The 26,288-nt window shown below is 58.1% G+C and carries 25 protein-coding genes; 19 read left to right on the top strand and 6 right to left on the bottom strand.

Annotated features, from left to right (window positions below; all coding sequences use genetic code 11):
- Positions 1–307: 307 nt before the first annotated feature.
- The 6 genes from DXH78_RS15495 (at position 308) to DXH78_RS15470 (ending at position 5,771) form a co-directional block, all read left to right on the top strand.
- Complete coding sequence (locus DXH78_RS15495; protein WP_115518128.1) at positions 308–1,174, top strand: amidohydrolase family protein; 867 nt, start codon at positions 308–310, stop codon at positions 1,172–1,174.
- A gap of 62 nt (positions 1,175–1,236) precedes the next feature.
- Entirely contained in the window at positions 1,237–2,385 is a 1,149-nt protein-coding gene (locus DXH78_RS15490) for an ABC transporter substrate-binding protein (protein WP_115518127.1), read from the top strand.
- 63 nt (positions 2,386–2,448) lie between these two features.
- Positions 2,449–3,336 (top strand): branched-chain amino acid ABC transporter permease, encoded by an 888-nt coding sequence (locus DXH78_RS15485; RefSeq protein ID WP_115518126.1) that lies wholly within the window; start codon positions 2,449–2,451, stop codon positions 3,334–3,336.
- Between the two features lie 3 nt (positions 3,337–3,339).
- On the top strand, positions 3,340–4,290 hold the full coding sequence (locus tag DXH78_RS15480; RefSeq protein ID WP_115518125.1) for a branched-chain amino acid ABC transporter permease: 951 nt from the start codon (positions 3,340–3,342) through the stop codon (positions 4,288–4,290).
- Position 4,291: 1 nt separating this feature from the next.
- Positions 4,292–5,074 carry an ABC transporter ATP-binding protein gene (locus DXH78_RS15475; protein ID WP_168192853.1) on the top strand — a complete coding sequence of 261 codons (783 nt, stop codon included), beginning with the start codon at positions 4,292–4,294 and terminating at the stop codon, positions 5,072–5,074.
- A complete protein-coding gene (locus tag DXH78_RS15470; protein ID WP_115518123.1) occupies positions 5,067–5,771 on the top strand; it encodes an ABC transporter ATP-binding protein in 705 nt (234 codons plus the stop codon). The genes DXH78_RS15475 and DXH78_RS15470 overlap by 8 nt, the downstream gene beginning before the upstream one ends.
- Positions 5,772–5,784: 13 nt before the next feature.
- On the opposite strand, the gene DXH78_RS15465 is transcribed toward DXH78_RS15470, so the two are convergent.
- The gene (locus DXH78_RS15465) at positions 5,785–6,288 is read right to left on the bottom strand and encodes a MarR family winged helix-turn-helix transcriptional regulator (RefSeq protein ID WP_147292658.1); all 504 of its coding nucleotides are present in this window, start codon (positions 6,286–6,288) and stop codon (positions 5,785–5,787) included.
- Between the two features lie 161 nt (positions 6,289–6,449).
- Here DXH78_RS15465 and DXH78_RS15460 point away from each other — a divergent pair, with 161 nt between their 5' ends.
- The 5 genes from DXH78_RS15460 (at position 6,450) to DXH78_RS15440 (ending at position 13,030) form a co-directional block, all read left to right on the top strand.
- Entirely contained in the window at positions 6,450–7,592 is a 1,143-nt protein-coding gene (locus DXH78_RS15460) for an acyl-CoA dehydrogenase family protein (protein WP_115518121.1), read from the top strand.
- Positions 7,589–9,088: a class I adenylate-forming enzyme family protein gene (locus tag DXH78_RS15455; protein ID WP_115518120.1), complete on the top strand. Its 1,500-nt coding sequence runs from the start codon at positions 7,589–7,591 to the stop codon at positions 9,086–9,088. Before DXH78_RS15460 ends, DXH78_RS15455 begins: the two co-directional genes overlap by 4 nt.
- Before the next feature lie 38 nt (positions 9,089–9,126).
- Positions 9,127–10,011 carry a polysaccharide deacetylase family protein gene (locus tag DXH78_RS15450; protein ID WP_115518518.1) on the top strand — a complete coding sequence of 295 codons (885 nt, stop codon included), beginning with the start codon at positions 9,127–9,129 and terminating at the stop codon, positions 10,009–10,011.
- A gap of 47 nt (positions 10,012–10,058) precedes the next feature.
- Positions 10,059–11,606 (top strand): long-chain-fatty-acid--CoA ligase, encoded by a 1,548-nt coding sequence (locus tag DXH78_RS15445; protein ID WP_115518119.1) that lies wholly within the window; start codon positions 10,059–10,061, stop codon positions 11,604–11,606.
- A gap of 125 nt (positions 11,607–11,731) precedes the next feature.
- Entirely contained in the window at positions 11,732–13,030 is a 1,299-nt protein-coding gene (locus tag DXH78_RS15440) for an amidase (RefSeq protein WP_168192852.1), read from the top strand.
- A 3-nt stretch (positions 13,031–13,033) separates the two neighbouring features.
- Here the strand turns inward: DXH78_RS15440 and DXH78_RS15435 are convergent, their stop codons facing one another.
- From DXH78_RS15435 to DXH78_RS15415, 5 genes are all read right to left on the bottom strand, one after another.
- The gene (locus DXH78_RS15435) at positions 13,034–13,927 is read right to left on the bottom strand and encodes a polysaccharide deacetylase family protein (RefSeq protein ID WP_115518117.1); all 894 of its coding nucleotides are present in this window, start codon (positions 13,925–13,927) and stop codon (positions 13,034–13,036) included.
- A gap of 75 nt (positions 13,928–14,002) precedes the next feature.
- The gene (locus tag DXH78_RS15430; RefSeq protein WP_245416896.1) at positions 14,003–14,965 is read right to left on the bottom strand and encodes a helix-turn-helix domain-containing protein; all 963 of its coding nucleotides are present in this window, start codon (positions 14,963–14,965) and stop codon (positions 14,003–14,005) included.
- Between the two features lie 16 nt (positions 14,966–14,981).
- On the bottom strand, positions 14,982–15,974 hold the full coding sequence (locus tag DXH78_RS15425) for an NADPH:quinone oxidoreductase family protein (RefSeq protein WP_115518115.1): 993 nt from the start codon (positions 15,972–15,974) through the stop codon (positions 14,982–14,984).
- 208 nt (positions 15,975–16,182) lie between these two features.
- Entirely contained in the window at positions 16,183–16,602 is a 420-nt protein-coding gene (locus DXH78_RS15420; protein WP_115518114.1) for a PaaI family thioesterase, read from the bottom strand.
- The gene (locus DXH78_RS15415; protein ID WP_115518113.1) at positions 16,599–18,251 is read right to left on the bottom strand and encodes a class I adenylate-forming enzyme family protein; all 1,653 of its coding nucleotides are present in this window, start codon (positions 18,249–18,251) and stop codon (positions 16,599–16,601) included. Before DXH78_RS15415 ends, DXH78_RS15420 begins: the two co-directional genes overlap by 4 nt.
- Before the next feature lie 173 nt (positions 18,252–18,424).
- On the opposite strand from DXH78_RS15415, the gene DXH78_RS15410 reads away from it, so the two are divergent.
- From DXH78_RS15410 to DXH78_RS15375, 8 genes are all read left to right on the top strand, one after another.
- Positions 18,425–19,126 (top strand): class II aldolase/adducin family protein, encoded by a 702-nt coding sequence (locus DXH78_RS15410; RefSeq protein WP_115518112.1) that lies wholly within the window; start codon positions 18,425–18,427, stop codon positions 19,124–19,126.
- A gap of 55 nt (positions 19,127–19,181) precedes the next feature.
- A complete protein-coding gene (gene tcuA / locus DXH78_RS15405; RefSeq protein WP_115518111.1) occupies positions 19,182–20,579 on the top strand; it encodes an FAD-dependent tricarballylate dehydrogenase TcuA in 1,398 nt (465 codons plus the stop codon).
- Complete coding sequence (gene tcuB / locus DXH78_RS15400) at positions 20,566–21,693, top strand: tricarballylate utilization 4Fe-4S protein TcuB (RefSeq protein WP_210209593.1); 1,128 nt, start codon at positions 20,566–20,568, stop codon at positions 21,691–21,693. The genes tcuA and tcuB overlap by 14 nt, the downstream gene beginning before the upstream one ends.
- Before the next feature lie 133 nt (positions 21,694–21,826).
- Entirely contained in the window at positions 21,827–22,852 is a 1,026-nt protein-coding gene (locus DXH78_RS15395) for an ABC transporter substrate-binding protein (RefSeq protein WP_115518110.1), read from the top strand.
- Positions 22,853–22,857: 5 nt separating this feature from the next.
- Entirely contained in the window at positions 22,858–23,730 is an 873-nt protein-coding gene (locus DXH78_RS15390) for an ABC transporter permease (RefSeq protein ID WP_115518109.1), read from the top strand.
- The gene (locus tag DXH78_RS15385; protein WP_115518108.1) at positions 23,727–24,527 is read left to right on the top strand and encodes an ABC transporter ATP-binding protein; all 801 of its coding nucleotides are present in this window, start codon (positions 23,727–23,729) and stop codon (positions 24,525–24,527) included. The genes DXH78_RS15390 and DXH78_RS15385 overlap by 4 nt, the downstream gene beginning before the upstream one ends.
- A 26-nt stretch (positions 24,528–24,553) precedes the next feature.
- Positions 24,554–25,255, top strand: coding sequence for an isochorismatase family protein (locus DXH78_RS15380; protein WP_115518107.1), 702 nt, complete (start codon positions 24,554–24,556; stop codon positions 25,253–25,255).
- 41 nt (positions 25,256–25,296) lie between these two features.
- On the top strand, positions 25,297–26,193 hold the full coding sequence (locus DXH78_RS15375; protein ID WP_115518106.1) for a polysaccharide deacetylase family protein: 897 nt from the start codon (positions 25,297–25,299) through the stop codon (positions 26,191–26,193).
- The last annotated feature ends 95 nt before the right edge of the window (positions 26,194–26,288 follow it).

Here is a 26,288-nt window from a genome sequence, read left to right as displayed (position 1 = left end):
GCGCTTGTGCTGACGTCGCATTGTGCGACGCAAAGCTGAAAACCAGCAATGTTTGCTGCCTTTTGGCGGACACGCAATGACGGCAGCCATTGCTGTCTAAAATATGGCCACGCAGTGTCTGTTCTTACGCCAGCATTCCAATAGGCAGAGCGTCCCGCGCGGGATGGTCCACGTTGCCAACGCACTGGGCGTTTCAACGATCGTTTGCTGCGCCCTCGGCTTCAGTCTCTGCGGAGAATAGTCATTGACACCGCGTCGCGACGGCTTCTAAAATAGTTCGGGACCGAACGATATTTTGGGAGTGTAAATGTCCGGGTACATTGACCTTGTCGCAAATCTCCATACGCCGGACATTGTGGCCGACGGTTACGAGAGTGTTGACGAGCATTTCAAAACTCAGGTTCGTCTGGATCCTGAGGTTTGGAACGGCCTGCCGATTGAGAAGTACATCGAGAAGAAAGATAAGGCGGGAATCGAGCGGACTTTTCTTGCTGCCGCGCGAATGGGTGACCTCCGTATGCGTGGGTCGGTCCATATTCCTTATGACCGCGTTGCCAAGGTTTGCCGCGACTATCCGGATCGGTTCTCCGGCCTGGCCGGCATCGATCCCACTCTCGGCATGAAGCAACTCTATGAACTCGAATACGCGGTTAAGGAGCTTGGGTTTATCGGCGCTCACTACTACCCGCATTGGTTTGATATCGCCCCGGACCATCCGTACATCTTTCCGATATACGCAAAGTGTATCGAGCTCGACATTCCGATCATGCTGCAGGTCGGACAGAATCTAATCTATCAGCAGGACAGGCGGCTCCCGTCGATTGCAAATCCGATTACGCTGGATCGGGTTGCGATTCACTTCCCTGAGCTTCGCTTGATCGGCATGCATCTTGGCGTTCCGTGGACCCAAGAAATGATCGCAATGGCCTGGAAGCATAAGAATATTTACATCGGCGGTGACGCCTATGCGCCGAAACACTGGCCAGCCGACATCGTCCACTTCGCTAACACGTATGGCCAAGACAAGTTCATGTTCGGGACCGATTGGACGGTGGTGGATCCAATTCGCGCAGTTAACGACGTGAAAGAACTCAATTTTCGTCCCGAACCGCTGAAGAAAATTATGCGTGAGAACGCCTACCGCGTTTTCAATCTCGATCGTCTGCAGAAGTAGAAAGCGACTAAGCAGGTTTGTTGCCGGAAGCTTGAATTCAACAGCTTGAAGGAGACAAAGTCATGATCAAGAGTTTAGTGCGTACTAGCGCTCGAGTGGCTTTCTTGGTGATGCTCGCCGGCTCGGTGGCAGTTGCCCAGGAAGAAATCGTTGTCGGAGCCGCTCTTCCAATCACTGGTCCATTTGCGGGGGCCGGCCTGCAGACCCTTCAGGGGCTCCAACTCGCGGAGCATGACATCAACACGGCTGGCGGGATCAATGGCAAAAAAATCCGCTTCCAGACCGAGGATACGCAAGTCTCAAACAGCGTCGCGATAAACGCATTTTTGAAGCTCGATCAAGCGAAGCTGCCATTCATATTCTTAAGCAGCTTCACCGTGCAGAACTTGGCGACCGAGCCGGAAGTGAAGAAGGCCAAGGTGGCGGTAATGTATGGCGGAGGTGGCGTCACCATTGGCGAGCAGAATAATCCCTACATGTTCAGACTTCGCGCCAACGACGCGCTGCGCGCGGCAGCCACAGCCGAAGCGGCGATGGGCGTCTTGAAGAAGAAGAAGATTGCAATCATCAACGTGCAAGACCAATTTGGAAACGCGATAGCCGAATTGCTTCGTAAGAAAATTGTCGAGCGGGGCGGCGAGGTCGTTGCCACTGAGACGCACAACATTCGCGATACGGACTTTGCTCCGCAATTGCAGAAGGTGAAGAACTCCGGTGCTGAAGCGCTTGTTGTCTTCGGATACATTCGCGATCAGGCTCTTATCATCAAGCAGCGCAGGGCGCTTGGCTTGACGGGGATCCCCATGGTGTCGGTGACCTCGGTGAACGAAGACTCGATGCTTAGCCTCATCGCTCTCGAAGACCTCGAGAACGTCATTGGCGTAGCCGATGCGGTATTTGGAGAAGCGAATCCGAACGGGCCAAAAAGCGTGAAATTCGTCGATGATTTCACCGCTCGCTTTAAGGTGCCGCCCGATGGCTTTGGTTCGGTGTATTATGATGGTGCCATGATGGTCGCGGAGGCCTTGAAGAAGGTTGGTCCGGATCGCGAAAAGATCCGAGCCTATCTGGCTGGCCTTCAGAACTACAAAGGCGTCACCGGGACATTCGGAGCTGGTGCCAACGGTGACATGCTGCATGCCGTCTCGATCGTCGAATTCATCCCGGGCAAGAAGGCAGTCCGGGTCGTGAAGAACGTCACCGACAAGTAAACGGCGCAAACGTATCGCTGCGCGAACCTTGCTGAGTATGAGCTCAATCCACGAGGTGTCGTTTTGGACTTAGCTATTCAGCAGTTCGCGCAGCTCGCGCTGAACGGTGTGGCCGTAGGGTGCATTTATGCAATCATGGCTATCAGCGTTCAGCTCGTTTACGAGACGACAGGTGTCGTGAATTTCGCGACGGGCCAATTGGTGATGGTCGGCGCCGTCGTCGGCGCGTCGTTTGCCGCGATAGGTTCTCTGGGTGTCGGCGGAATTTATACTGCGACCCTTGTCAGCATGGCCGCTATGGGAATTGTGTTCGCCATTACCGCGTATTGGCCCCTTCAAAGCCGGTCAATTTCGACCGTGGTGATTGGCACAATTGCCGTCGGCATCTTTCTTCAGAATGTTGCCTTGATGGGATTTGGCCCGTTGCCAGCCAAAGGGTTTTCTCCGGTAGGAGAGGGCATCTTGAATATTAGCGGCATCGTCGTGCCAACACATTCCATTTTTGCGGCAGTCGTTTCCTCCGCCTTAATCGGAGGTCTCTATATTTTCCTCAATTATACCAGCCTCGGTGTGCAAATGCGCGCGATCGCGCAGGACATAGAGGCGGCGCGTTTGATGGGAATTCAGACGACTGCGGTTCTGGGATTCACTTGGGCCCTAACCTGGGTTTTCGCCGGAGTCGGCGGGCTGTTGCTGGCGCCGCTGTGGCTGGTCGACGTTGACGTTGGGGATTCCGTCGCGCTCAAGGCGTTCGCCGCGGCCATCATTGGCGGGTTCGGGAGTATCCCAGGGGCGATCGTTGGAGGCCTGATTGTCGGCTTGAACGAGACTTTCAGCGCTGCGTATATCTCTACGAAGTACAAGGACGTCGTTGTATTCGGCGTAATGATTGCATTTTTGCTGTTCAAGCCGAGAGGAATCTTCGGCGAACGCATCAGTGAACGGGGTTAAATAATGCCCGGTTCATCTATCGAATTTCGGGTCGTCATTTTAGCCGTCGTGCTCGCAATATTGGGAATCGCTACGTTTCTTTCCGACTATGATTTGCGTTTGGCGATCCTCGCCATTTTGGCAGCAATTTCGGTTATTGGTCTTTACTTCGCGTTCGGCCTGGCGGGGATGATCCATCTGGCGCAGGGGGCTTTCGTCGGGATTGGAGCCTATTTTTCAGCTGTGCTGGTGTTACGGACGGGGCTGAGTCCATGGATAACGGTTCTGATTGCCACGGCTGCGACGACGCTGATCAGCGCGTTGCTTGCATATCCAATGCACCGGACGAAAAGCCACTATTTGGCGCTGATAACAGTCGGATTCAACGTCAGCTTCGAAGTCATCATTCGCAACTGGATATCGATGACCGGCGGTTATGACGGAATCGGCGGAATTCCGCTGCTGCGTATAGGCACGCCTTTGCGTTCCGAACTTGAGTTCTTTTACATTGCGGTGGCTGCTTTGATCGTTTGTGCGCTAATCGCAAGTCTGTTGCGAACGTCGCATATTGGCAGGGCGATGGTTGCAGTCCGTGATGACGAATTGGCGGCCGCTGCTTCGGGAATCAACGTTGCGCGAACTAAAACGCTGGCATTCGTCATCTGTAGCGGCTACGGCGGTTTAAGCGGCGCCCTCTATGCGCATTACAGCGGCTTCATATCGCCGGACGATTTTTCTCTTGGGCGCTCGATCATCCTTTTATCGATGCTGATTGTCGGCGGTGAGTTCTCGATCCTTGGCGCCATCGTGGGCGCCGTCGTCTTGAGCTACTTGCCCGAGTGGTTGAGGTTTGTCGGCGGCGGCTACATGGCCGTGTTCGGACTTCTCATGCTGGGCGTTCTCATCATTATGCCGAATGGCATTATGGGGTCGCTCAGGTCCCGTTGGCGGCTCGCCATGTCGAAGGACCGGTGAGATGGAACGGAAGATTCTTCTCGAGACCGTGGGACTCGAATGCCACTTTGGCGGCCTCCGGGCCGTGTCCAACCTCGACATGCGGCTTGAGCGCGGAAAGATTACCGCGCTGATTGGGCCGAACGGCGCCGGAAAAAGTACGACGATCAATCTTCTTTGCGGATTCGTGACCCCTACCGCGGGCCGTATTCTTCTCGATGGTAAGGATGTGACGGCTCGGCCGCCGCACCGGTTGGCGAAGGCTGGCATGGTGCGGACATTTCAAAATGGCCGATTGTTCAGCCGAATGTCTGTTTTCGAGAATGCTCAGATAGGAAACAGCAGCAGAATGGCGGCGAGTGTATTCGATGTCGTCAGGCGTGGGCTGCGATGGCGAACTGAAGAGGTGAATCTTCGGCGGCGTGTCCGGGATTTGCTCGACGAATTCGGGCTTTTGGCCGATGCGGATCGCCTTGTGACAGAGTTGCCTTACGGTAAGCAACGCCAAGTTGAGATGGTCCGTGCTCTGGCGGGATCGCCTGATGTGCTGTTGCTTGATGAACCCGCGGCCGGACTCAACTCCGTGGAACGCGAAAATCTTGCGTTATATCTCGAAGAATTGCGAGGCCGTGGCCTGACAATGTTGCTCGTCGAACATCACATGGGGCTAGTTATGAAAGTGGCCGACCACGTGGTCGTTCTCAACTTCGGCAGCAAGATATTTGAAGGCACGACTGAGAAAACACAAAAATCTTCCGTCGTTGCGGAAGCCTATCTTGGGCGGCGGGGCATCCAACATGCTTAGATGCAACGACATCTCTGTCTCTTATGGGAGCGTTAAAGCGCTTTCGGAGGTTTCGCTACACGTTGAGGCGAACGAAATTATATCTTTGTTGGGCGCCAACGGGGCCGGCAAGACCACATTGCTGCGCGCCATTTCGGGACTGACAGCGACATCTGGAACCGTATCGCTGGACGGAAGTTCCATCGATCATCTTTCGCCTTCCCGGCGCGTACGGGCCGGCGTAGCGCAGGCTCCAGAGCGAAGGCGTATTTTTCCGGGGCTAACGGTCCTCGAAAATCTGACGGTAGCGACCGCGGCGTGGAAACGCCTTGGCGTCGCTTACGATGAAGATCTGGATCGCGTTTACCAGCTGTTTCCGCGATTGAAGGAGCGGGCACGGCAGCTCGGGTGGTCCTTGTCCGGGGGCGAGCAACAAATGCTCGCAATCGGTCGGGCGCTCATGTCGCGTCCCCGTGTGTTGCTACTCGATGAGCCGTCGCTTGGCCTTGCGCCGATGCTGTCCGAAGAAGTCTATGAGCGCATCGCGAAGATTAACAAGCAGGGAATGACGGTGTTGCTCGTCGAACAGAACACTGCAATGGCTTTGGCCTATTCGACACGCGCCTACGTTCTCGAACACGGCAAGATCGTACTTGAAGGAACGGCGAAGGTGCTCGCCGAACATCCGCGAGTCCGCGAAGCTTATCTGGGGACCTGACGCGATGGCTACTTCACGCCGCTTTGTCGGGATCGCGCGCCGTCGCTTTGCCGTGAACTGGGCGGCTGGCCCTGAAGTTTTGTCTAATTTGCCAAAGGCAAGCTCGCAGGACCTTAACCTCGGCGGGACCGATCCCCTGCAAGGCAGAATCATTGACCTCTTGAGCTATGGGCACAATCTGCTTCTTCAAGGCGCGACCTTTCGGAGTTAGAAATACATGAATCTTGCGCCGGTCAATTTTCGAGGGCGTTCGCTTTATGAAGCCTCGTGCTTCCATTCTGCGCAGCTGCTCAACGGTACCTGGTCCAAGAGTGCCGACGCGGTCGCCAAGCTCTTTTTGGGTGAGGCCGTCCTCGCGCCAGAGCCACATGAAAAAATAGAACATACCCATGGAAATATCGTGGGGCGCCAGCCGTTCCTGCATCTTCTGATAAATGAACCGATAGGTATGCCGCAGTGAAGCTCCAACGTAGAACTCACTTGTGGCTTTCGTCGACTTGGAGGTGGGCTGTTTCAAGATCTTCACCTGTGTCCAGAACGCTATGCTGGGGAGCAATAGTTCATGAGCGGTGAGAAGGTCAACAGACTTGGCCGGGTCGATCCCGTCCCATTTTTTGAGGCTCGGTGTCTGATTGATGGGCGGCGTCCGATTGTTACATTTGCTGCGAAAGGCTTTCTATGGACTTTGCGATCACCAGCGACCAACTGCAAATCCTAGATACGGTAGATCGGCTCATGCAGCGCCATTATCCGCCCGAGGAAATTCGTCGTCGCGATGCTGCCCACCAGGATTGCAAGGATATGCTTCCGGTTTTCGCCGAGGCCGGACTTTTGGCTTTGCCGTTCCCTGAGGAATATGGCGGCCTGAATGCCGACCGGCTGACCGTCGTTCTTGTGCAGGAGCGACTCGCCCAACATGGAGCGATTGCTGCGATCGTCTATGGGCAGCTTGCCGACTTCGGCGGGACATCCCTTCTCAAGTACGGAAGCGAGGCACAGAAACGCGAATTGCTGCCGCGCGCAATTCGCGGCGAGCTTAGTTTTTCATTTGCATTGACCGAACCGGGCGCCGGCAGCGACGCAGGGGCCGCGATGACCTCGGCCACGAAAACCAGCAGCGGCTGGCGAATCAATGGCAGAAAAATTTGGATCAGCATGGCCGGAACGGCCGACTATCTGCTGACCATGTGCCGCACTACCAAAGGAAGCAAAGGCAAGGTCGGTCTCTCGACCTTTTTGATACCCAGGGATACTCCCGGAATCAGCATGTCCCGTCTCGACAAGGTTGGAAACAACTGTATGTCATCGTGGGACATTGGCTTCGAAGACGTCGAGGTGGCCGAGACGGCTCTTATGGGTGAAGAAGGAAAGGGCATGAGCAATATGCTCAAGACCCTCCAATACAGTCGGACCGCACAGGCCGCGTTAGCCATCGGAATTGCGCAATCTGCCCTGGAGACGGCCAAGGCTTTCGCGATTGAACGGCGTCAGTTCAATAGACGAATTGCCGATTTCCAGGTCATTCGCCATCGGCTGGTCGATATGCAGACACGAATCGATCAGGCGAGGCTGATGCTCTACTACTCGAGTTGGCTGGTCGATGCCGGACGTCCATTTAGGAAAGAGACAGCCCAGACAAAGGTTCTCGCCTCAGAGGCCCTGGAGTTTGTGTCGAGGCATGGCATGCAGATTATGGCAAGCTTCGGGTATTCTGCGGAGAGCGATATGCAGCGGCATTGGCGTGATGCCAGGCTCTATACTTTCGGAGAAGGCACGAATGAGCTGCAACGGGACCTCATCGCCAATGAGATGGGTCTATGAAAATCGATAACGTCACTTACTGTCTAATCAACAACGCGGAGCGTCGTCCGCACCACACCGCTGTGATCGACGGCGACCGACAAATTGACTATCAAATGCTCGAATTGCATGTAGAGCGTTTCGCCGGCGCATTGAAGGAGCAGGGGGTCGCGGCCGGCCAGATTGTCGGCGTGTCGATGAAGGATACGATCGAACTGATCGTCATCATATTTTCACTGATGCGCCTAGGTGCGATTCTGCTGCCGTTCGATTTTCGTTGGACTGCCGCGGAGCGTCGCGCCGTCGCGGCCGCGTTCCAAGCAAAGTTGATCATCACAGATACGCCTTTTGTTCCGGTCGAGAAAACGCGCTCGATCGTCATCGACCAGGCTTGGCAGACTGCTGCAATGGCCGCGCCAGCTGTGACAGGCTGGAGCACGACGGCCGACAGCCCGGTCATGTTGTCTCTTTCTTCTGGGACCACGGGCACACCAAAAGGCCCGCTAGTAACCCACGGCCTGTACATGGCGCGGTTCTTCTATGAATCGATGGCGGTATCGTCGACGCAGGACGACGTCAATATGTGCGCGCTACCGATGTATTTTGGCGCCGGCCGCAACATTACGCTCCAGCATCTGATGATGGGGGCGACGGTGGTTATGTATACGCCGCCTTATGAAGCGGCGGAATTGGCGCTAGAAATCAACCGGAGAAATGTGAATTCGGTGTTTCTGGTGCCGACGATTATCCGCCGGCTGTTGAAATTATCGAATCCGGAAGGGGTTCTGTTTCCAAAACTGCGAGCCCTCATTTCCGGCGCGGCGCCCCTCTACGAAGAGGAGGTGAGGCGCGTACGCCAGGCGTTGACGCCCAATCTTTACGTGAGTTACGGCACGACGGAAGCGGGCGTCATATGCTACCTGACGCCGCAACACGAAGACCGGAAGCTTGGTTCGGTTGGAAAGCCGGCATTCCTGAGCGACGTCAAGATTCTCGACGACAACTATAACCCGCTGCCGCAAGGCGAAATCGGGCGCATCAGTTTCGATACGCCTGCGGTGCCGAGTGGCTTCTACAAAAACCCCCAGGCCACTGCCGAATCCTTCCACGGCGGACGATTTCTGCCGGGCGACCTCGGTCGCGTGGACGAAGAGGGGTACGTCTTCATCGTCGGGCGATCAAAAGACATGATCTTGCGGGCCGGCGTCAATATCTATCCCGGTGATGTTGAGTCCAGCATTCTCATGCATGAAGCCGTTGTCGATGCGGCTGTCGTCGGCTGGCACATTGGCGAGAAGGGCGAAGAAGTTGCTGCCGTCGTCGTCGTGAAAAGCAGCGTTTCCGAAGCGGATCTGATTGAGCATTGTCGCGGCTTGATCGCGCCTTACAAGGTTCCCCGTCGCATATTCTTTGCCGATAAATTGCCGCGCAGCGAGGGAGGCAAGATCGCAAAAGCGAGGATTGCCGCTTTGCTGCCGGACAAGCTCGACGGCAAGCTTAAATCCGAAATGGATTGAACGAGCCGGATCGCCCCCACGCAGTGAATGGAGCCGTTATGCACCACGATCGATTTGATTATTCCCCGATCATAGATCGACCGAATCTGCGCCTGCCCGGTAACGCCCGCGTGGCCCTTTGGGTCGTGCCGAACATCGAGCACTTTCTGTTCGATAGACCTTCGACGTCATTGGTTCCTTTCACCGCGCCCTTTGTGCCGGACGTGCTGAACTACGGTTGGCGCGACTACGGGGTGCGGGTGGGAATTTGGCGGCTGATGGAGGCGCTGGAGCGACACGGAATTCGTGGCACGGTTGCGCTGAATTCCGACGTTTGTGACCGCTATCCGCGAATTATCGAAGAGGGTCTCAAGCTGAAGTGGGACTGGATGGGGCATGGCACCAATAATTCGACACTCCTGAATTCGCAGGACAAGGCCGAAGAACAGGGAATTGTTAAAGGTGTGCTCCACAAGATTTCTCAGGCGACGGGGCGCCGGCCAAAGGGTTGGCTCGGGCCGGCCCTGACGGAAAGCTTCAATACGCTTGATATCCTGGCGGAGGAGGGCGTCGAATTTGTCGCAGACTGGTGTAACGACGATCTTCCGTATCAGATGCGGACGACGGCGGGCAAAATGTATTCGATACCGTACTCGCTTGAGATAAACGACATTTGCGCATTCCTAGATTTGAAAAAATCCGCAGATGAATTCTATCGCATGATCATGGATCAATTCGAGGTCCTTTACGAAGAAGGCAAGAAGTCTCCGCGCGTCATGTCGATTTGCTTGCATCCGTTTATTATCGGTCACCCCTTCCGGATTAAATATCTTAACCGCGCTTTGGCGGAGATTGCGGCCAATGACGGCGTGTGGCTTGCGACCGGAACCGAGATCATCGAATGGTTCAAGAAGGAATCCGAGGCCGGGGGCGGTCGCGGGTAATCTAACTGGTCAAATGCGGAATTTTGTTCCGACGGGAAGAAACGGCCATGCCTCTTTCGTCGACTCTCGGCGCATTGTTTGAACGAAATGCGCGGCTCTATCCGCGGCGGTCTGCAGTATCGTACAATGGTCGGGAGTACACTCACGCGGACATTGCTGCTCGCATGCACAGGCTCGCCAGCGCTTTAAGGAGCAGCCTCCCGAATCAGGCGCGAGTCTCGATATTGTCGCAAAATAGCATCGAATATATCGAGACAATGGGTGCAGCCTATTTGTCGGGATCAATTCTAGTGACGCTGAACTGGCGTCTGGCCGTGGACGAGCTCAGCCGGATTCTTGCAGACTGCGAGCCGGCGGTGCTGCTTTTCGAGGAACAGTACATCGAAACGGTTGATAGACTGAGGGCGGCCCGGCCGGGGATGAGGCTAATTTGCGTCGGCGAGGCGCCAGAATGGGCCGAGGCGTACGAGGATGTTCTGACGAGCGAATCTACCGGGTTCCCAGCAACGGCGGTAAGTCCCGACGATACCGCTTGTCTCATATACACAAGCGGAACAACGGGCGTGCCGAAAGGCGTGATGCTGAGCCATCGTGGATTGCTGGCCGGAGCCCTCGCGAACTGTATCAACACGAATGCGAAGACGATAGATCGTGTCCTTATTACGATGCCGCTGTTTCACGTCGGCGCGACGATCATGTATCTGGGCTATTCGGTGGTGGGCGCGAGGACAGTCCTGCACCGGCGGTTCGACGCGGTGCAGTCGCTTGCTGCAATCCGCGACGAAAAAATTACTCAGATTCACACCGCGCCGACCATGATTCATCAGTTGCTATCGGTTGACGGATCCGAAACATACGATACGTCGAGTTTGACTAATATCGTCTATTCGTCGTCGCCGATGCTCGACGATCTCTTGAGACGAGGCGTCGGCCGCTTTGGTCCGATTTTCACGCAAATCTATGGGATGACGGAGTATGTCGGCGCCACGTGCCTTCAGCCTTATCAACACGTTCTCGATAGCGAAGGTGCCGGGCGTTTGGCATCGGCGGGGCAGCCGAGCCAGGATACCTTTGTTCGCATTGTGGACGCAGAGGGCAATGATTGCGAGACCGGCGATATCGGAGAAATTGCGGTCTCGGGAACGTCAATGATGCAAGGGTACTGGGGCGCTGCTTCGGCGAAGAGCATCCTGCGAAATGGCTGGTTGCACACCGGCGATCTCGGCTATATCGACGATGAAAGTTTCGTTTTTATTGTTGACCGCAAGAAAGATATGATTGTATCGGGCGGTGAGAATATTTATTCGCGCGAAGTGGAAAGCGCGATATTGACGCATCCCGACGTGGCGGAAGTTTCAGTCATTGGCGTACCGGATCAGCGGTGGGGCGAGGCGGTCAAGGCCTTCGTCGTCAGGCGGAGCGGGGCAGAGGTGAGCGCCGACGAAATCATCGCCTTTTGCAAGAGCAAGATTGCGAGTTACAAGAAGCCGCGTTCGGTCGAGTTTGTCGATGCGTTGCCTCAGTTGCCCAGCGGAAAAGTCGACAAGAAAATGTTGCGACAGCCGTTCTGGGAAGGGCAGAAACGCCAGATTTAGCCGATCTTGAGGAAATTAGTGCAGGTGCGGCCGACGATCGAAAATGTGTTTAACCCGCACCCATTGCCCGGCATTGCCAATGACGGCGCACCCAGGTTGCTACGGCGTGAGGAGCTTTCCATATCGTGCAGCCGCTGAATACATTGTCCGCCACCGAGATTGTGGCCTTGACCTTGAACGGCACGGTCAATTGCGAAACGCTGGCGCGGGAATGCCTGGCGCGGGTCGCCGCCCGTGAGCCTGTTGTCAAGGCCTGGGCGTTCATTGATCTGGATCAGGTGCTGCGAGAGGCAAAAGCCCTCGACTCTCGAGCCAATCGCGGACCGCTTTTCGGCGTGCCGGTTGGCGTCAAGGATATCATCGAAACCGCCGATATGCCGACACAGATGGGCTCACCGATTTATCGCGGTTACCGCACCTTGTCCGATGCCGGCTGCGTCGCGCAATTGCGTGCGGCGGGTGCGCTGATAGTCGGCAAAACCGTAACGTGCGAGTTTGCTGGACCGGCCGCAAACGTCACGACCAATCCCCATAATGCGGCGCGTACGCCCGGTGGTTCGTCGAGCGGGTCGGCAGCTGCCGTTGCCGACTTTATGGTGCCGTTCGGGTTTGGAACGCAGACCGGTGGCTCCGTGCAGCGGCCTGCCTCTTATTGCGGCATCGTGGGCTACAAGCCAACTTTCGGCCTGATCAATCGCCAAGGTGTGAAACCTGCCGCTGAAAGCCTCGATACGATGGGGCTGATGGTCAGGACCGTTGAAGATGCCGCGTTGTTTATGCAGGTGTTGACCAACAGCGCCAAGGTGCAATGGCTCCCGGCTGACGCGCCGATTCGGATTGGCCTGTGCCGAACCTATGCCTGGAAAGACGCGGACGAGGCGACGCGCAACGCGGTTGAGAATGCGGCACGGCGATTGGAGAAAGTCGGCTTCAGCGTGTGCGATGTTGCGCTGCCGCCGCCTTGCGAGGGCTTGCCGAGGACGCGCGAGATCATCAATGACTATGAGCGCGCCCGCGGCATGGCCTGGGAATGGAACACGCATGCCGATAAAATCACTGACGCGTTAGGCAAAAGCATCCGCAATGGTCTCGTCATTCCGCGCGCGCAATATATCGAAGCGCTCGAACAGGTCGCGCTTTGTCGTCATCGGGTTGCTGCGCTTTTTACCGATGTCGATGTGTTGCTGACGCCGGCGGCCGATGGCGAAGCGCCGCTCGGTCTGGCTCATACAGGCCATCATCGATTCCAGAGCATTTGGACGCAGCTGCGCACACCGACCGTGACCTTGCCGACCGACGCCGGGCCAAGCGGCATGCCTGTCGGCATCCAACTCGTCGGTGCGCATTTTGCCGACGATCGCCTGCTGGCGATCGCGCAGCGCGTTTTTGCTCTGCTTGGGCAGGGGCCCCGTATCGAGCTGTAACGATTAAGGCACGCAGTCGGCGGGGAGTGTGGCCGCGTAGTCCGCGATTTGTCCGGGCGTCGTGACCCAGACCGTTTCGAAGCCCGGATGACTCAAGAGCGTCTGCAAGGCCTGTCGCACCTGACTAAGCCGGAATGGTTGACCGCTGCAGAATGTGTGCAGGGAAATGCCGAAGACAAGCGATTGGTCCTTCGACAGACGCAGCATTTCGTTGAACTGATCGATGATCATCCGATGAAAGTCTGTTGCCGGTTGGGCGCGGCTCAGCATGGTCGGCGTGTCGTTGATCTCGATCGGGTAGGGCACCGAGAGAATCCGGCCGGCGCGCGTTTTCATCCAGAACGGCTGGTCGTCCGCGGGCCAATCCATGAGGTACGTGTAGCCGCACTCCTGCAGCAGGTCGGGTGTAACCGCTGTCTCGGAAATCCAGGGGCCCATCCAACCGAAGGGCCGGCGGCCGACATGTTTGGCGAGCGTGTCGGTCGCGTGGCGAATCATGGCCGCCTCGGTTGCCGCATCCATGTCGGATTGCCGCTCCGAATTGGTATAGCCATGGCCAACCACCTCGTCGCCGCGTTTGGCGATGCGCGCAGGGATCTGCGGCATCTCCTCGCAGACCGACGCATTAAGGAGGTGGCACATCGGCAGGCCGAGTTCATCCATCATGTCGAATATGCGCCATATGCCGACGCGGAGCCCGTAATCGCGCCAGCCGAAATTGCGAACGTCAGGCTGCGGTCCGGGTGCCGTCGGCGTATGGCCGAGGCCTTCGCCGAAGCTGAAATGCTCGACATTCAGCGCGACATAAAAAGCGAGGCGCTTGCCACCGGGCCATTTGAAGTCCGCCCGCTCAGTGATCGGCGAATAATTGTAGCGGTTATGCTTTTTGAGGTTCATCGATAATGTCCAAAGTTCTGGCATGGGCAACGCGCGGCCTCGTGAACGATCACAAGGCCGGCGTGGCATCGTCCGTCACATCAAGGACGGCCGCTTATTGCGCGATCCGCGCTTCGGCGCTTTACCAGGATTGGAGAAATCCTCATTGTCATTTGGCACCCGCTTACTGGCGAGCAACTGGCGCACGAGATTTGCGGCGTTTTGGCCTTTCAGGGCGCGTCCCCACATCTCGTCAATGGACGCTTCATGAAAGGAGAGTGCATCCGGGGCGGAGGTGATCATCGCCACGCCGACACGAATGTTCGGCTCGCCGCCTAGTCGGAATGGACTCAGCACCAGAATCTTGCGATCCGGCTGGCGGAAAATCTGAAAGCCGGTATGCGGAAGCGTGTCTGTGACAATGCCGATCTGGACACCAATCGGCGGGTTCTCCAGAAGCTGGGCGAAATGGTCGAGTTCCTCTCGCGCCAAGGCGCGGCGCTGTTCGAGAACCTCTTCCGGCAAGCCGCTTCGGCCGACCAGTCCATGGTGGAGGAAGCGCTCTATCTCCATCGCCGACATCAGATTGACGATGGCCGGGCGGCGGCGGCGATAGGCATCCTTGCGGGCCCGCAGGATCTCCATGAGCTTAGGAATATCGCTGAGCGCCCGTTCCCTGTTGGCTACGTTCTTGGTTACATTTTCAGTCAGTACTTCTTCGAGTGTGAGCATGAAGTTGTCGGACGAGAGCAGCAGCGAGATGGGACCCGACAGCACGATGATCTGGTCGCTGGTCTCCTCGATCTGCCGCATGCGCTCGAAATAGCTGACCGCAGACGGGATGTATTCGATGCCGACGCCGAGCAGGGTGGGGATCGATACGCCGAGGAGTTCGGCAAGCCGTTCCAGGGTCTCAATTTTGGCAAGCTCGCCCTTCTCGAAGCGATACAAAGCGGTGCGCGAGATGCCGAGCTGATTGGCGATCTCATCGGCGCTGAGATTGGAGCCAAGCCGGTAGGCTTTAAGCCTGTTGCCGATCTCATCGTAGCGCAATGTCACCCGTCTCTCCGATGGATCATGGATTGGGCTCGAGAACGATACGCCCATGCGCACGTCTGTCGACAACTTCCTGCAGAGCTTCGGCGAAGGCGTCGAGCGGGCGCGTCTCGAAGGTCGCAGGCTTCAGTTTGCCGGCTTCGTACAGCGCAAAGATTTCCCGCATGCATTCGGCCATCATTTCCGGCATCCGTTTGCGATAGTCGCTGACTTGAAGGCCGGTCACCTCAATGTTCTTGAGCAACAGATAGTTCACCTTCACCTCTGGAATACGACCGGAGGCAAAGCCGATGACGACAAGGCGGCCGCGCCAAGCTAGCGCGCGCAACGCGGCGTCGAAGGCGTCGCCGCCGATCGGGTCGATAACGATGTCGACACCTTTGCCGCCATTCTTGGCGAAAACTTGCTCGCGAAGCGAATCCCGCAGGTTAGGCTGCGACAAGTCTACGATATCGTCGGCGCCGGCTTCCATAGCCAGCGGTGCCTTGGCCGCGGTGGAGACACCAGCCAGGACTTTTGCGCCCATGGCCTTGGCCAGTTGCACAGAGGCCAGACCCACGCCCCCAGTCGAGCCAAGGACCAGCACGCTGTCGCCGGCTTGAATGCGCGCTCGTTCGCGTAAGGCAAACCAGGATGTATCGTAAACCAGCGCCATCGATGCGGCCTCGCCAAAACTCATCGTCGGCGGCAGTTTGAAACATTGCTTTGCGTCGACGGCGATCTTTTGCGCGTAGCCGCCTTGCTCGGCGAGCGCGAGCACGTGGTCGCCGACCTTGAAGCCCGAAACGCCTTCGCCAAGAGCGGCAATCTCGCCGGCTGGCAGCTTGCCCGGCGCGAAAGGGCGCTGCGGCAGGAACTGGTACTTACCAGTGACGACAAGGCTGTCGACAAAATTGACCGCAGTTGCCTTGATGGTAATGAGCACTTCGCCGGCACGCGCCGTCGGGTCGGGCAAGTCTCCAGCCATGTGGCTGGCGATTGGACCAAAATCTTTGACGATCGCAGCGCGCATGGAAAAATCCGGAGTGAGACAACTATCTCGTTTTTAATACAGCAGATGATATTGCGCAAGCGACGGCGGGCCGCCACCGTTAAAAGCTGCCGCAAACCCGGCATTTGTGCCCATGAGGCGAACGAAAGCTGTCCGGCAAAGTTGTAGCAATAAGTACACAGCGTGATAATAGGTGAGACCTGCGGCAGACTTGCGCCGTTTTCCGTATTCAGATCGTGCTGTAGGTACCGCGGCCGAGTGCAACGGATCTGTTTTGCGCATCAAAAACTTCGATGTCGACCCGTGCCACTGAGCGGCCGGCCTTCAGCAATTTGGCGTGGGCCGTGATCGCCTCGCCTTCGGCCCGGCTCATGTAGTCGATACGCAGGTCGATGGTCGGCGCCATGCGGCCGATCTTTACGGCGACGGCAGCGTGGCCGGCAAGATCTATCAGCGAAGCAATGACGCCGCCATGAAAGGCTCTGTCGCTCTTGGCGCGCGCCAATTCATCGCGAAATTGAAGACGGATGGTGATGGTCCCGCCTTCCGGATCGACATCGACAGCTTGCGGCCGCAGCAGGTGATGGAACGGCGGCCCTTCCATCTGTTCTCGCAGTCGCGCGAGTGCATCGCTGTGGGCGTGGCTCATTGTGTCTTGGCTTGGAAGCGCACAGGTTCCGGTGTGACGCGGCCGTCGGCAATCCAGTCGCTGACATCGCGCTTGCGAATCTTGCCGCTGGCAGTGAGAGGGATTTCATCGACGCGCAGGAAGAATTCTGGCATGTCGTATTTCGACAGCCCGGCATCGTCGAGGTGCTGGAGGATTTCCGGCGCATCGACCGACTTTCCGGGCCGCGTCATAATAGCGAGGCACACACGTTCACCGAGGCGCTGGTCCGGAACGGGAACGGCGGCGGCGCGCTGGACGGCATCATGCGTCGCGGCCAATGCTTCAATCCTGGCAGGATAAATGTTGTGGCCGCCGCGAATGATGACGTCTTTCTTGCGGCCCGTGATGCGCAGATAGCCGTTCTCATCGACCCAGCCGAGATCGCCGGTCATGAACCAGCCATCGCGGTTGAAGGAGTCTTCCGTCGACTTCTGATCGTCGAAATAGCCGAGCATCAGGCTGGCGCCCCGCCCGCCGATCTGACCGATCTCGCCGGCCGCCAGTTCCCGATTTTGATCTTCGCGATCGAAGATGCGGATCTCGTAGCCGGGGCTGCTGCGGCCGCAGCTCTCGACAATAAGACGCGGGTCGTCATTGGGAAGCGTGTATTGATGGGAGCAAGTCTCGGTCATGCCGTAACCGCTTTGCGGAATAATACCGCGTGCGATCAACTCGGCGACCAATTCCTGCGGGGCTTGCGCGCCGGAAATGCGGAATCCTTGCAGTCTACCGATACCAGCGAGGTTGCGCGCCTTGACCTCGGCAAGGAGGTCGATCGCATGTGTCGGCACGCCGACGAGAAAGGTTGTGCCGGTGTCGATCAGGCGATCGATCAGACTCGCCCCGCGCGGCAAATCGTGGATAACGATTTGCCCGCCCATGCCGAGCGCCATGATCATCGCGCCAAACCCGAGATTGTGGCTCAGAGGGCTCAGCGAATAGACGACGGACGTCTCGTTGATGTTCCAGTCGGCCGCCAGAGCGCGCGCGTTGGCAAGCAGTGTATTGTCGCTGTGCATCACGCCTTTCGGCTCGCCGGTCGTGCCGGAGGTGAAAGCGAGATAGAGGATGGTGTTGGGATTTCCTTTCGGTGCCGCGGCCACGGAACCGGCCGGTGCGATAATCCCTGGTGCGCGGCCGCCATCGGTTTTTTCCAGCCGGTACACCTTGCGAAGCGTTTCGACTTCGCCGAGTTGCGCGAATAAATCATTTTTGCTGGCGTCGGCGCCATAGCCCGCCTCGGCAACCACGGCCACGGCGCGCATGCGCTTCAGCAAGGCGACAATGTCGCCCACGGTGTGATCGCGGTGCAGGGAGGGGCAGCAGATGTATCTGTTGCGGCTACAGGCGAGCAGGGCGATGATTGTTTCCGGGCGGCTCGGCAGCCATACGGCGACGCGCTGTCCCAGGCTGACCCCGGTTTCGGCGAGGTCGCCGGCAAACGCATCAACCAGATCAACCAACCGACGATAGCTTAAATCGCCGCCGGCACTGCGGATCGCGATGCGGTCCGGCGTGCGTTGGGCGTGGCCGCGCACGAGGCTGTATAGCGTGTCATTGCCCCAGAAACCGCCCTGGGAATATTCCTCCCAGCGATCGGAGTTAAATAGCGTCAGAAGATTATTCATGCGTTTTAAGCCCGGGGGCGGACATTTCCACTTTCGATACAGCGGTCAACCGAGAGAGAGAGGCGATTTGTAGCGCTTTCCGAGGATAAAATGGGAACTCGCCAATAGGATGTTCCAATTTTTATACAAGTCTCTATATTATTACAAGATGGCCACCTTGGAAATTTGTGTTGATGTCTGCTGAAAGCCCGCACACCCTCGTCACGCTCGCCAACCGCATGCTGACCCGCGAAGCCGTCCTGGACGCCTTCGGCCACGTCAGCATGCGCCACCCGACCGACCCAGGCCGTTTCTTTCTGACCCGCTCCATCGCGCCGGAACTCGCGACGGAAGCCGATGTGCTGGAGTACGACCTCTCGGGTGAGCCAGTATCATCGACCGGTCTCGCACAATATTCAGAGCGCATCATCCATTCAGTCCTCTATCGCATGCGGCCGGATGTAAATGCGATTTGCCATCACCACTCACCATCGATGATGCCGTTCTGCCTCGCTGACCTGAAGCTTCGTGTTGTCACGCAGCTCGGCGCCGCTATCGGACGGCAGGTGCCGATGTGGGATCAGCGCGAAGGATTCGGCGCGACGAACCACCTTGTTACCCGCGAGGCCGAGGCCCTCTCGCTGGCAATGTGTCTCGGCGACAGCAATATGGTCCTGATGAAGCGGCACGGAGCAACCGTTGTGGGCGGGTCCATGCGCGAACTGGTATTTCGCTCGATCTATGGCTGCCGCGACGCCGAGCTTCAGCTGCGTGCGCTGACCTTTGGCGATATCAGCGTTTTCACCGATGAGGAAATCGCACTGGCCGGGAAATTCCCGGAGGCGACGCTCGCGCGGGCGTGGGAATACTGGCGCTCGCGGCTGCCGAATGCCTGAGTGCGAACTGTCTGGAACGATACTTGTCTTGTAACGAAATGGCGCCGGGACGTTTATGGTCGATCTTGAAAAGCAATATGATGTTCTTGTCGTCGGCGGCGGCAATGCTGCGCTGTGCGCCGCAATTGCGGCGCGGCGTGACGGGGCTTCGGTATTGGTACTTGAAGGTGCGCCGAAGTTCTATCGAGGCGGCAATACGCGCCACACGCGCAACATCCGATGCGCGCATGACGCGGCGACGGAGACGCTTACCGGGCCGTATAGCGAGGAAGAACTGTTCGACGACCTGCTGCGCGTCACCGGAGGCAAAACCGACGAGCCGCTTGCTAAGCACATGATCCGCGAGTCGAAGGAAGTGCTGGTTTGGCTGCAGGAGCAGGGAGTGCGTTACCAGCGATCGCTGGGCGGCACGCTGACGCTCGGGCGCACCAATGCCTTCTTCCTCGGTGGCGGCAGGGCGATGTTGAACGCGCTCTACGACACGGCCGAGGAACTCGGCATCGATATTCTCTATGACGCGCCGGCTACGGCGGTCACGATCGAAAACGGCATGTTCCTGTCGGCGACGGTGACGCACGAAAGCAAGCCGCATCAGGTACGGGCCCGCACGCTGGTTGCGGCCGCCGGCGGCTTTGAATCGAACATCGAATGGCTGAAAGAATACTGGGGCGATGCGGCCGAGAATTTTCTCATCCGCGGTACGCCGTATAACCGTGGTTCGGTGCTCAAGATGTTGCACAATGCCGGCGTGCAGGAAACCGGCGATCCGACGCAGTGTCATGCGGTGGCGATCGACGCGCGGGCCCCAAAATACGACGGCGGCATTATCACGCGGCTCGACTGCGTCGTGTTCGGTGTGGTGGTAAACAAGCACGCCCAGCGTTTCTACGATGAAGGCGAGGATATCTGGCCGAAGCGGTATGCCATCTGGGGCCGCCTTGTGGCGCAGCAGCCCGATCAAATTGCCTACATCATATTCGATGCCTCGTCGTTGAGGTTGTTCATGCCGTCGCTGTTTCCGCCGATTACGGCCGGCAGCATCCGGGACCTTGCGGGCAAGCTCGGTCTCGACGCCGACGCCCTGGAAAAGACGATCGGTGATTTCAACGCGGGAGTTCGGCCAGGTACGTTCAATCATGCCGATCTCGACGATTGCCGCACAGAGGGCGTTACGCCGCCGAAGACGCATTGGGCGCGCCGAATTGAACAAGCGCCGTTCTATGCCTACCCGGTGCGGCCCGGCATTACCTTCACCTATCTCGGCGTACGCGTGAATTTGGAGTCGCGGATGCTGATGGCCGACGGGAAACCTGCCGCCAACATGTTTGCGGCAGGCGAGATCATGGCCGGCAATGTGCTGACCAAAGGCTACGCCGCCGGCATCGGCATGATGATCGGCAGCGTCTCCGGGCGCATAGCGGGACGGGGAGCAGCGAAGAATGCGCGCAATTGACATGCACACGACCATGGCGCATCCGACACGGGCGTTGGCCGAAGCCGACCGGCTGATGGTCATATGCAACTCGTGCCGTTACTGCGAGGGCCTTTGCGCGGTGTTTCCGGCAATGGAGCGCCGCAACCTTTTCAAAGACGGCGATCTCAATTTTCTGGCCAATCTTTGCCATGGCTGCGGTGCCTGCTACGCGGATTGCCAGTTCTCGCCGCCCCATGAGTTCGACGTCAATGTGCCGCGCACGCTGGCGCGCGTGCGCGGAGAGTCCTACCAGACCTATGCTTGGCCCGGCGCATTGTCAGGCCTGTTCGCACGCAATGGGCTGGCAATTAGCCTGATTGCAGCGTTCAGCGTTGCGGCGTTCCTCCTTGGCTTTTTCATCTGGGCCGATCCATCAGTGTTGACCGGGACACATGTGGGACCAGGCGCCTTCTATCGGCTGATGCCGCACAATGTCATGGCGCTCCTCTTTGGCGGTGTGTTCGTCTATGCCATCCTGGCGCTGACCATGAGTATGCGGGCTTTCTGGCGTGATATTGCCGGGAATACGCCCGCAGGCGGGATCGGCGCTTTCCTGCAGGCAGTTAAAGATGCGGGCAGTCTGCGCTATCTCGACGGCGGCGGGGCTGGCTGCATGAACGATGATGACAAGCCGACCGATCGCCGCAAGCATTACCATCACGCGACGTTCTATGGTTTTCTGCTCTGCCTTGCTTCAACAACGGTGGCGACGCTCTATCACTATTTCCTCGGCCGTGAGGCGCCATATCCGTGGTGGGACTTGCCCGTCGTATTCGGTACGCTCGGTGGCATAGGGCTCATCGTTGGCCCGGTCGGCTTGCTCGTCGCGAAGTTCAAGCGGGCGCCAGAGCTTCTCGATGAGACGAAATCAGGCATGGACGTCGCCTTCATCGTCATGCTGCTGCTGACAAGCGTCACCGGTCTTGCGCTGCTTGTGCTGCGCGCGACGCCGGCCATGGGTGTCCTGCTGGCAGTGCATCTTGGCGTTGTTTTTGCACTCTTCCTGACGATGCCCTACGGCAAATTCGTGCACGGCCTGTTTCGCTTTCTCGCCCTTGTTCAGCACGCGCGAGAGAGCAGGGGCGATCATTAGATGGCTCGCAACGTCGGCAGTCTGCCTAAATGCTGGCATTGACACCGTACGTAAAATGGTAGGAATATCAAAAGTGGCACAGATGCCAACATCAACAAGCCGCCGCGATTAAACCGGCGCGAGGGGCTTCATTATGAAGAACGAATATTTGCTTGATCGCCGTGCTTTTCTTGGCGCGTCGGCTGTGGGTTTAGCTGGAATTGCGGTGGCGAACGTTTCTTATGCTGCTTCCGGCCTGGTCGTTAAAATTGCGGCTTCGCGGAACGCGGCTGCGCCTGTTTGGAATCTTGGTACCGTCGCACCTCGTTTTGGCTTCAGCGTCGAGATGTCGATTTTGTTCACATATGCGGAACAGGCGCGGGCAGCGCACCTCGGGCAGACCAATTCCGCTACCTGCGGCATCGACACGATGTCGACCGTGGCCGATCAAAATATAACCAATCTGCGCTATATCGCGGCAAACCAGTACGGCGCCCAGAACCTCGTCATGCGCAAGGGCGTCGAGGTAAACAAATGGTCCGAACTCGAAGGACGGAATATCGGCGTCGTTCCGGGGACATGGGCCCGTGTGCAGTTCCTGATCGCGGCCAAGGAAGGCGGCGCGGACGTCGGCAAAATCAAACTGGTGAATGTTTCGGTCGGCGCCACCGCAACGGAAGCGCTGCGCCGTGGCGACGTCGACGGCGTTGTCCTGTTTTCACCCCAGTCGGACCAGCTGGTCGTTTCAGGAGTTGGACACTATCCGCCGAAACTCGACATTGGCGCTTGCTCGCTCGGCAATGCGAATTCCGGGCTGCTGGCGAGTTCGGATCTTCTCGCCGACAAGGAACTGGCGACAAATCTGATGAAGGCGTACCTCGCCAGCATGCAGGAAATCAGGGACGAAGAGTACTTCAAGAAGCTCGTGGTAAGTGTCACCGGCGTGACGCCGGAAGTGGCGGCACTGTCGTTCCGCAACATGGTCTTCAGCGAGAAAATTGACGTCAACGCTATCGTCGGCGCGGCGAAGCTCGGTCCGCAATTCGGCTTCACCAAAACCGACGCGTCCGGGAAAGTCGAAAGCCTCATTGATTTTGCTCCTCTGATGGCGGCTACCGGCAAGAGCCGTGCCGAACTGACCGGCCCGCCAAAAGAAGCGCTTGCGATCGTGAGACGGTAGCCTGTATGGCCCAACCGATCGGCGCAGCCATTACTCAACCAGAGTCCCGGGCGGATGAACCGCCCGGCAGGCGAAGGCTGAGCGTGCTCTTCGCCAGCCGCCTTCTCCGCGGCCTCATCGTGCCTGCCGTTATCCTGGCGGTATGGCAATTGGCTGCGGCCACAGGGTGGGCACCTTCCTCGTCGATTCCTTCGCCTGCGGCCGTCATCGAGAGTTGGTATGAATGGATCGCCGGTCCCGTCACGCCGCTGGCGTGGTATTCGGGGACCTGGGGCACCTATGCGCTTTTGAGCGTGCGCCGCGTCGCCGCCGGCTTTGCCATAGCGTCGGCGGCTGGAGCGACGTTCGGCCTGATGCTTGGCTGGTACGCATTGATGAATGACCTGTTCGAGAATATGGTCAACTTCCTGCGTGCCATTCCGACGACGGCCTGGGTGCCTTTCGTCGTTTTCTTTTTCGGCATTCACGAAACTGCGGCGATATCGCTTATCGCCTTCGGCGCGTTCTTCCCCATTGCCACCAATATTGCCGCGGGCGCGCGCCAAACGCCGCGCACGCTCATCCGTGCCGCGCGGATGTTAGGAACGCCTGCGCGCAAAGTTCTGTGGCGTGTGGTCTTGCCGTCCACATTGCCCGCCGTTTTCGCCGGCCTGCGTATCGGGCTCGGGCTGTCGTGGGTGCTCGTCATCGTCGCCGAAATGCTCGCTGTGCAGGGTGGGCTTGGTTACGCGCTCTGGTCCGCCTATCAGGTGAACCGTCTTGACCTCATCGTCGCCGCAATCATAAGCGTCGGGCTGTTCGGCCTTTTCTCCGATTGGCTGCTGGTAAGCCTTTCCAATATGTCGCTACGCTGGCAACGGGGACTTGTAGGCCGATGAACGCAGTTCCGCGAATCGAATGTATTCAGCTCGGTAAAACCTATCTGGATACCCGTGGAGAACGGGTCGTAGCCTTCAAGGATCTCTCGCTTCAAATTCAGCGCGGCGAGTTTGTCACGGTTATAGGTCCGAGCGGCTGCGGCAAAACATCGTTGCTCTACATGCTGGCTGGTTTCGAAGGCAAAACATCAGGTCAAATGCTCGTGGATGGCCGGCCCATCGAAGGCCCCGGCGCCGACCGTGCGGTCGTGTTTCAGGAATACGCGCTTTTCCCCTGGCTCAATCTCCGGCGCAACATTGAGTACGGCCCACGCGAACGCGGCGTGTCGCGGGAGAAAATGCGTGAGGCCGTCGACGCGATGCTGCTGACGGTCGGCCTGGAATCGGCAGCAACGCGCTATCCGCATGAACTCTCGGCCGGGATGCGCCAGCGGGCCGCGCTGGCGCGCGTTCTTGTCAACGGCCCGAAAATTCTCCTCATGGACGAGCCATTCGCCGCGCTCGATGCGCAGACCCGCTTGTCGCTTCAGCGCGAACTGAGCCGCCTCTCCAAAGAGATGAACCTGACGGTCATGTTCATCACCCATAGCGTCGAAGAAGCCGTCTTGTTGGGGGATCGGGTCGTCGTCATGACCGCGCGTCCGGGCAGAATTCTTGCGGATGTGCCGATCAAATTTGACCGTCCGCGAGATCCCACGGGGCATGAATTCAACGACTGCCGCCGCGAGATCGAAGATCTCCTCAAGCGTGCCAGCGCGTTGACGGGCGATACCTATGACAAGAATTTCGCAGCCTAACGATCAATAATCGGAGTGCCAGCCACATGAATAGTTCCGTCGCGGCAACCTTGAAGACCGTCATAAAGTCGGATAGCGCTTCGAACGAAGTCTACGCCCGCCAGGGCATGGGCCAGCGCATCGGTTTCGGCAAACGTCCGGCGGTTCTGCTTATCGATATGCAGAATGACTTCTGCGATAAGGATGCGCCGACGACGCTCTATCCTTCCATCACGTCCACTTACGAGCCGATCAAGCAGCTGTCGGCGGCCGCGCGCAAGCACAAGGCGCCGGTCATCTATACGCAAGGGTTGGTCGCGGCGGACGGTTCGAGCGCCGGCCTTTGGCGCTTGAAAACGAAGCATCACGGGCTCAGCAGCGTGCAGATCGAGGGGAGCCGCGGCGCTGCCATCATCGACGAGCTCACGCCGCAACCGGGCGATCGACTCATCCGCAAGTGGCGGCCGAGCGCATTCTTCCGGACGGACCTTGAGGTCTTTCTCGGCGTACAGCAGATCGATACGCTGCTCATCTGCGGCACGAGTATGAGCGGGTGCGTGCGCGCGACCGCGGTCGATGGCTTCATGCGCGACATTCGCTGCATGATCGTGCGGGAGGGCGTCGCCGACCGCAGTGACGCGGTGATGGACGCCAACCTGTTCGACGTCGACCAAAAGTACGGGGATGTCGTCACGCTCGAAATGTGTCTACAGTATTTCGAAGGCTTGCCAAAGGCCGCTGCGCTTTAGGTCCCCGCAAGTGACCGAGTAGTCGCGGAAAGGGCGCTCCCATGCTTAAGCTGCCGACGCACGGGCGTTACGGCTATTCGCCGATCGACGAACGTCCGACCTATCAGTGGCCGGACGGCAAGCGTCTGGCCTTTTACATCGGCCTGAATGTCGAGCACTTTGCTTTCATGGCTGGCATTGGAAATGATCCGTTCTCGCGAACAGCCGGACCGCAGACGCAGCGCAACTATGCCTGGCGTGATTACGGCCTGCGTGTCGGAATCTGGAAGGTTTTCGACTTGTTTGAGGAGCTTGGATTGCCGGCGTCGATCCTGCTCAATAGTCTGGTTTGCGAACATTATCCTCAGGTCGTCGAACGCATCAAGCGGCGCGGCGATTCAATATGCGCACATGGCCGCACCAACGGTGAACTGCTCAACACGATGTGGGAGCACGATGAGGCGCGAGTCATTGCCGAGACCACCGATCTTATCGCCGCGCATTTCGGACGGCGGCCGACCGGCTGGATGGGTCCGGCGGCGGCTGAATCCAGGGTGACGCCGGATCTGCTCGTGGAGGCCGGCTATACGCATACGCTGGGCTGGCCGCTCGACGATCAGCCGGTCTGGATCGGGACCCGCTCGGGGCCAATCCTGTCCGTGCCATATCCGATGGAACTGAACGATATCGGCAGCAACGTGCTGAGGGATCATACCGGCGAGCATTTCGAACGTATGATCATCGATCAATTCGACGAGATGCTGGATCAATCCGAGAAACATCCGCTCGTCATGTCGATCGCCCTGCATCCCTTCGTATGTGGGCAGCCCTTCCGGTTGCGCGCGCTGAGGCGCGCGCTGAAGCACTGCGTGGTGCGGGCAGGAAACAATGTATGGTTCACCGATGCCGAGACGATTGCCGAATATTGCATGGCGCTGCCCAAAGGCTTGATTTCTTGACATTGCCATATCGTGAGGTGCGGTGCCCTCGGACCGCGCGTACGATAATGTTTCACGCACGTTTTTTAGCGCGCCTGACTGGGGCGCCTTGATTG

The organism is Undibacter mobilis, from assembly GCF_003367195.1.
Lineage (GTDB): Bacteria > Pseudomonadota > Alphaproteobacteria > Rhizobiales > Xanthobacteraceae > Pseudolabrys > Pseudolabrys mobilis.
The sequence above is the reverse complement of the archived record's forward strand: the minus strand, read 5'-3'. Positions and strand labels throughout refer to the sequence as shown.

Bases quoted from the DNA above. Each gene is read 5' to 3' on its own strand.
- DXH78_RS15380 (WP_115518107.1), top strand. From the start codon at position 24,554: ATGAATAGTTCCGTCGCGGCAACCTTGAAGACCGTCATAAAGTCGGAT.
- DXH78_RS15395 (WP_115518110.1), top strand. From the start codon at position 21,827: ATGAAGAACGAATATTTGCTTGATCGCCGTGCTTTTCTTGGCGCGTCG.
- DXH78_RS15495 (WP_115518128.1), top strand. From the start codon at position 308: ATGTCCGGGTACATTGACCTTGTCGCAAATCTCCATACGCCGGACATT.
- DXH78_RS15490 (WP_115518127.1), top strand. From the start codon at position 1,237: ATGATCAAGAGTTTAGTGCGTACTAGCGCTCGAGTGGCTTTCTTGGTG.
- DXH78_RS15455 (WP_115518120.1), top strand. From the start codon at position 7,589: ATGAAAATCGATAACGTCACTTACTGTCTAATCAACAACGCGGAGCGT.
- DXH78_RS15375 (WP_115518106.1), top strand. From the start codon at position 25,297: ATGCTTAAGCTGCCGACGCACGGGCGTTACGGCTATTCGCCGATCGAC.
- DXH78_RS15445 (WP_115518119.1), top strand. From the start codon at position 10,059: ATGCCTCTTTCGTCGACTCTCGGCGCATTGTTTGAACGAAATGCGCGG.
- DXH78_RS15425 (WP_115518115.1), bottom strand. From the start codon at position 15,974: ATGCGCGCTGCGATCGTCAAAGATTTTGGTCCAATCGCCAGCCACATG.
- tcuA (WP_115518111.1), top strand. From the start codon at position 19,182: ATGGTCGATCTTGAAAAGCAATATGATGTTCTTGTCGTCGGCGGCGGC.
- DXH78_RS15390 (WP_115518109.1), top strand. From the start codon at position 22,858: ATGGCCCAACCGATCGGCGCAGCCATTACTCAACCAGAGTCCCGGGCG.
- tcuB (WP_210209593.1), top strand. From the start codon at position 20,566: ATGCGCGCAATTGACATGCACACGACCATGGCGCATCCGACACGGGCG.
- DXH78_RS15420 (WP_115518114.1), bottom strand. From the start codon at position 16,602: ATGAGCCACGCCCACAGCGATGCACTCGCGCGACTGCGAGAACAGATG.
- DXH78_RS15480 (WP_115518125.1), top strand. From the start codon at position 3,340: ATGCCCGGTTCATCTATCGAATTTCGGGTCGTCATTTTAGCCGTCGTG.
- DXH78_RS15475 (WP_168192853.1), top strand. From the start codon at position 4,292: ATGGAACGGAAGATTCTTCTCGAGACCGTGGGACTCGAATGCCACTTT.
- DXH78_RS15470 (WP_115518123.1), top strand. From the start codon at position 5,067: ATGCTTAGATGCAACGACATCTCTGTCTCTTATGGGAGCGTTAAAGCG.
- DXH78_RS15415 (WP_115518113.1), bottom strand. From the start codon at position 18,251: ATGAATAATCTTCTGACGCTATTTAACTCCGATCGCTGGGAGGAATAT.
- DXH78_RS15435 (WP_115518117.1), bottom strand. From the start codon at position 13,927: ATGAACCTCAAAAAGCATAACCGCTACAATTATTCGCCGATCACTGAG.
- DXH78_RS15460 (WP_115518121.1), top strand. From the start codon at position 6,450: ATGGACTTTGCGATCACCAGCGACCAACTGCAAATCCTAGATACGGTA.
- DXH78_RS15450 (WP_115518518.1), top strand. From the start codon at position 9,127: ATGCACCACGATCGATTTGATTATTCCCCGATCATAGATCGACCGAAT.
- DXH78_RS15385 (WP_115518108.1), top strand. From the start codon at position 23,727: ATGAACGCAGTTCCGCGAATCGAATGTATTCAGCTCGGTAAAACCTAT.
- DXH78_RS15410 (WP_115518112.1), top strand. From the start codon at position 18,425: ATGTCTGCTGAAAGCCCGCACACCCTCGTCACGCTCGCCAACCGCATG.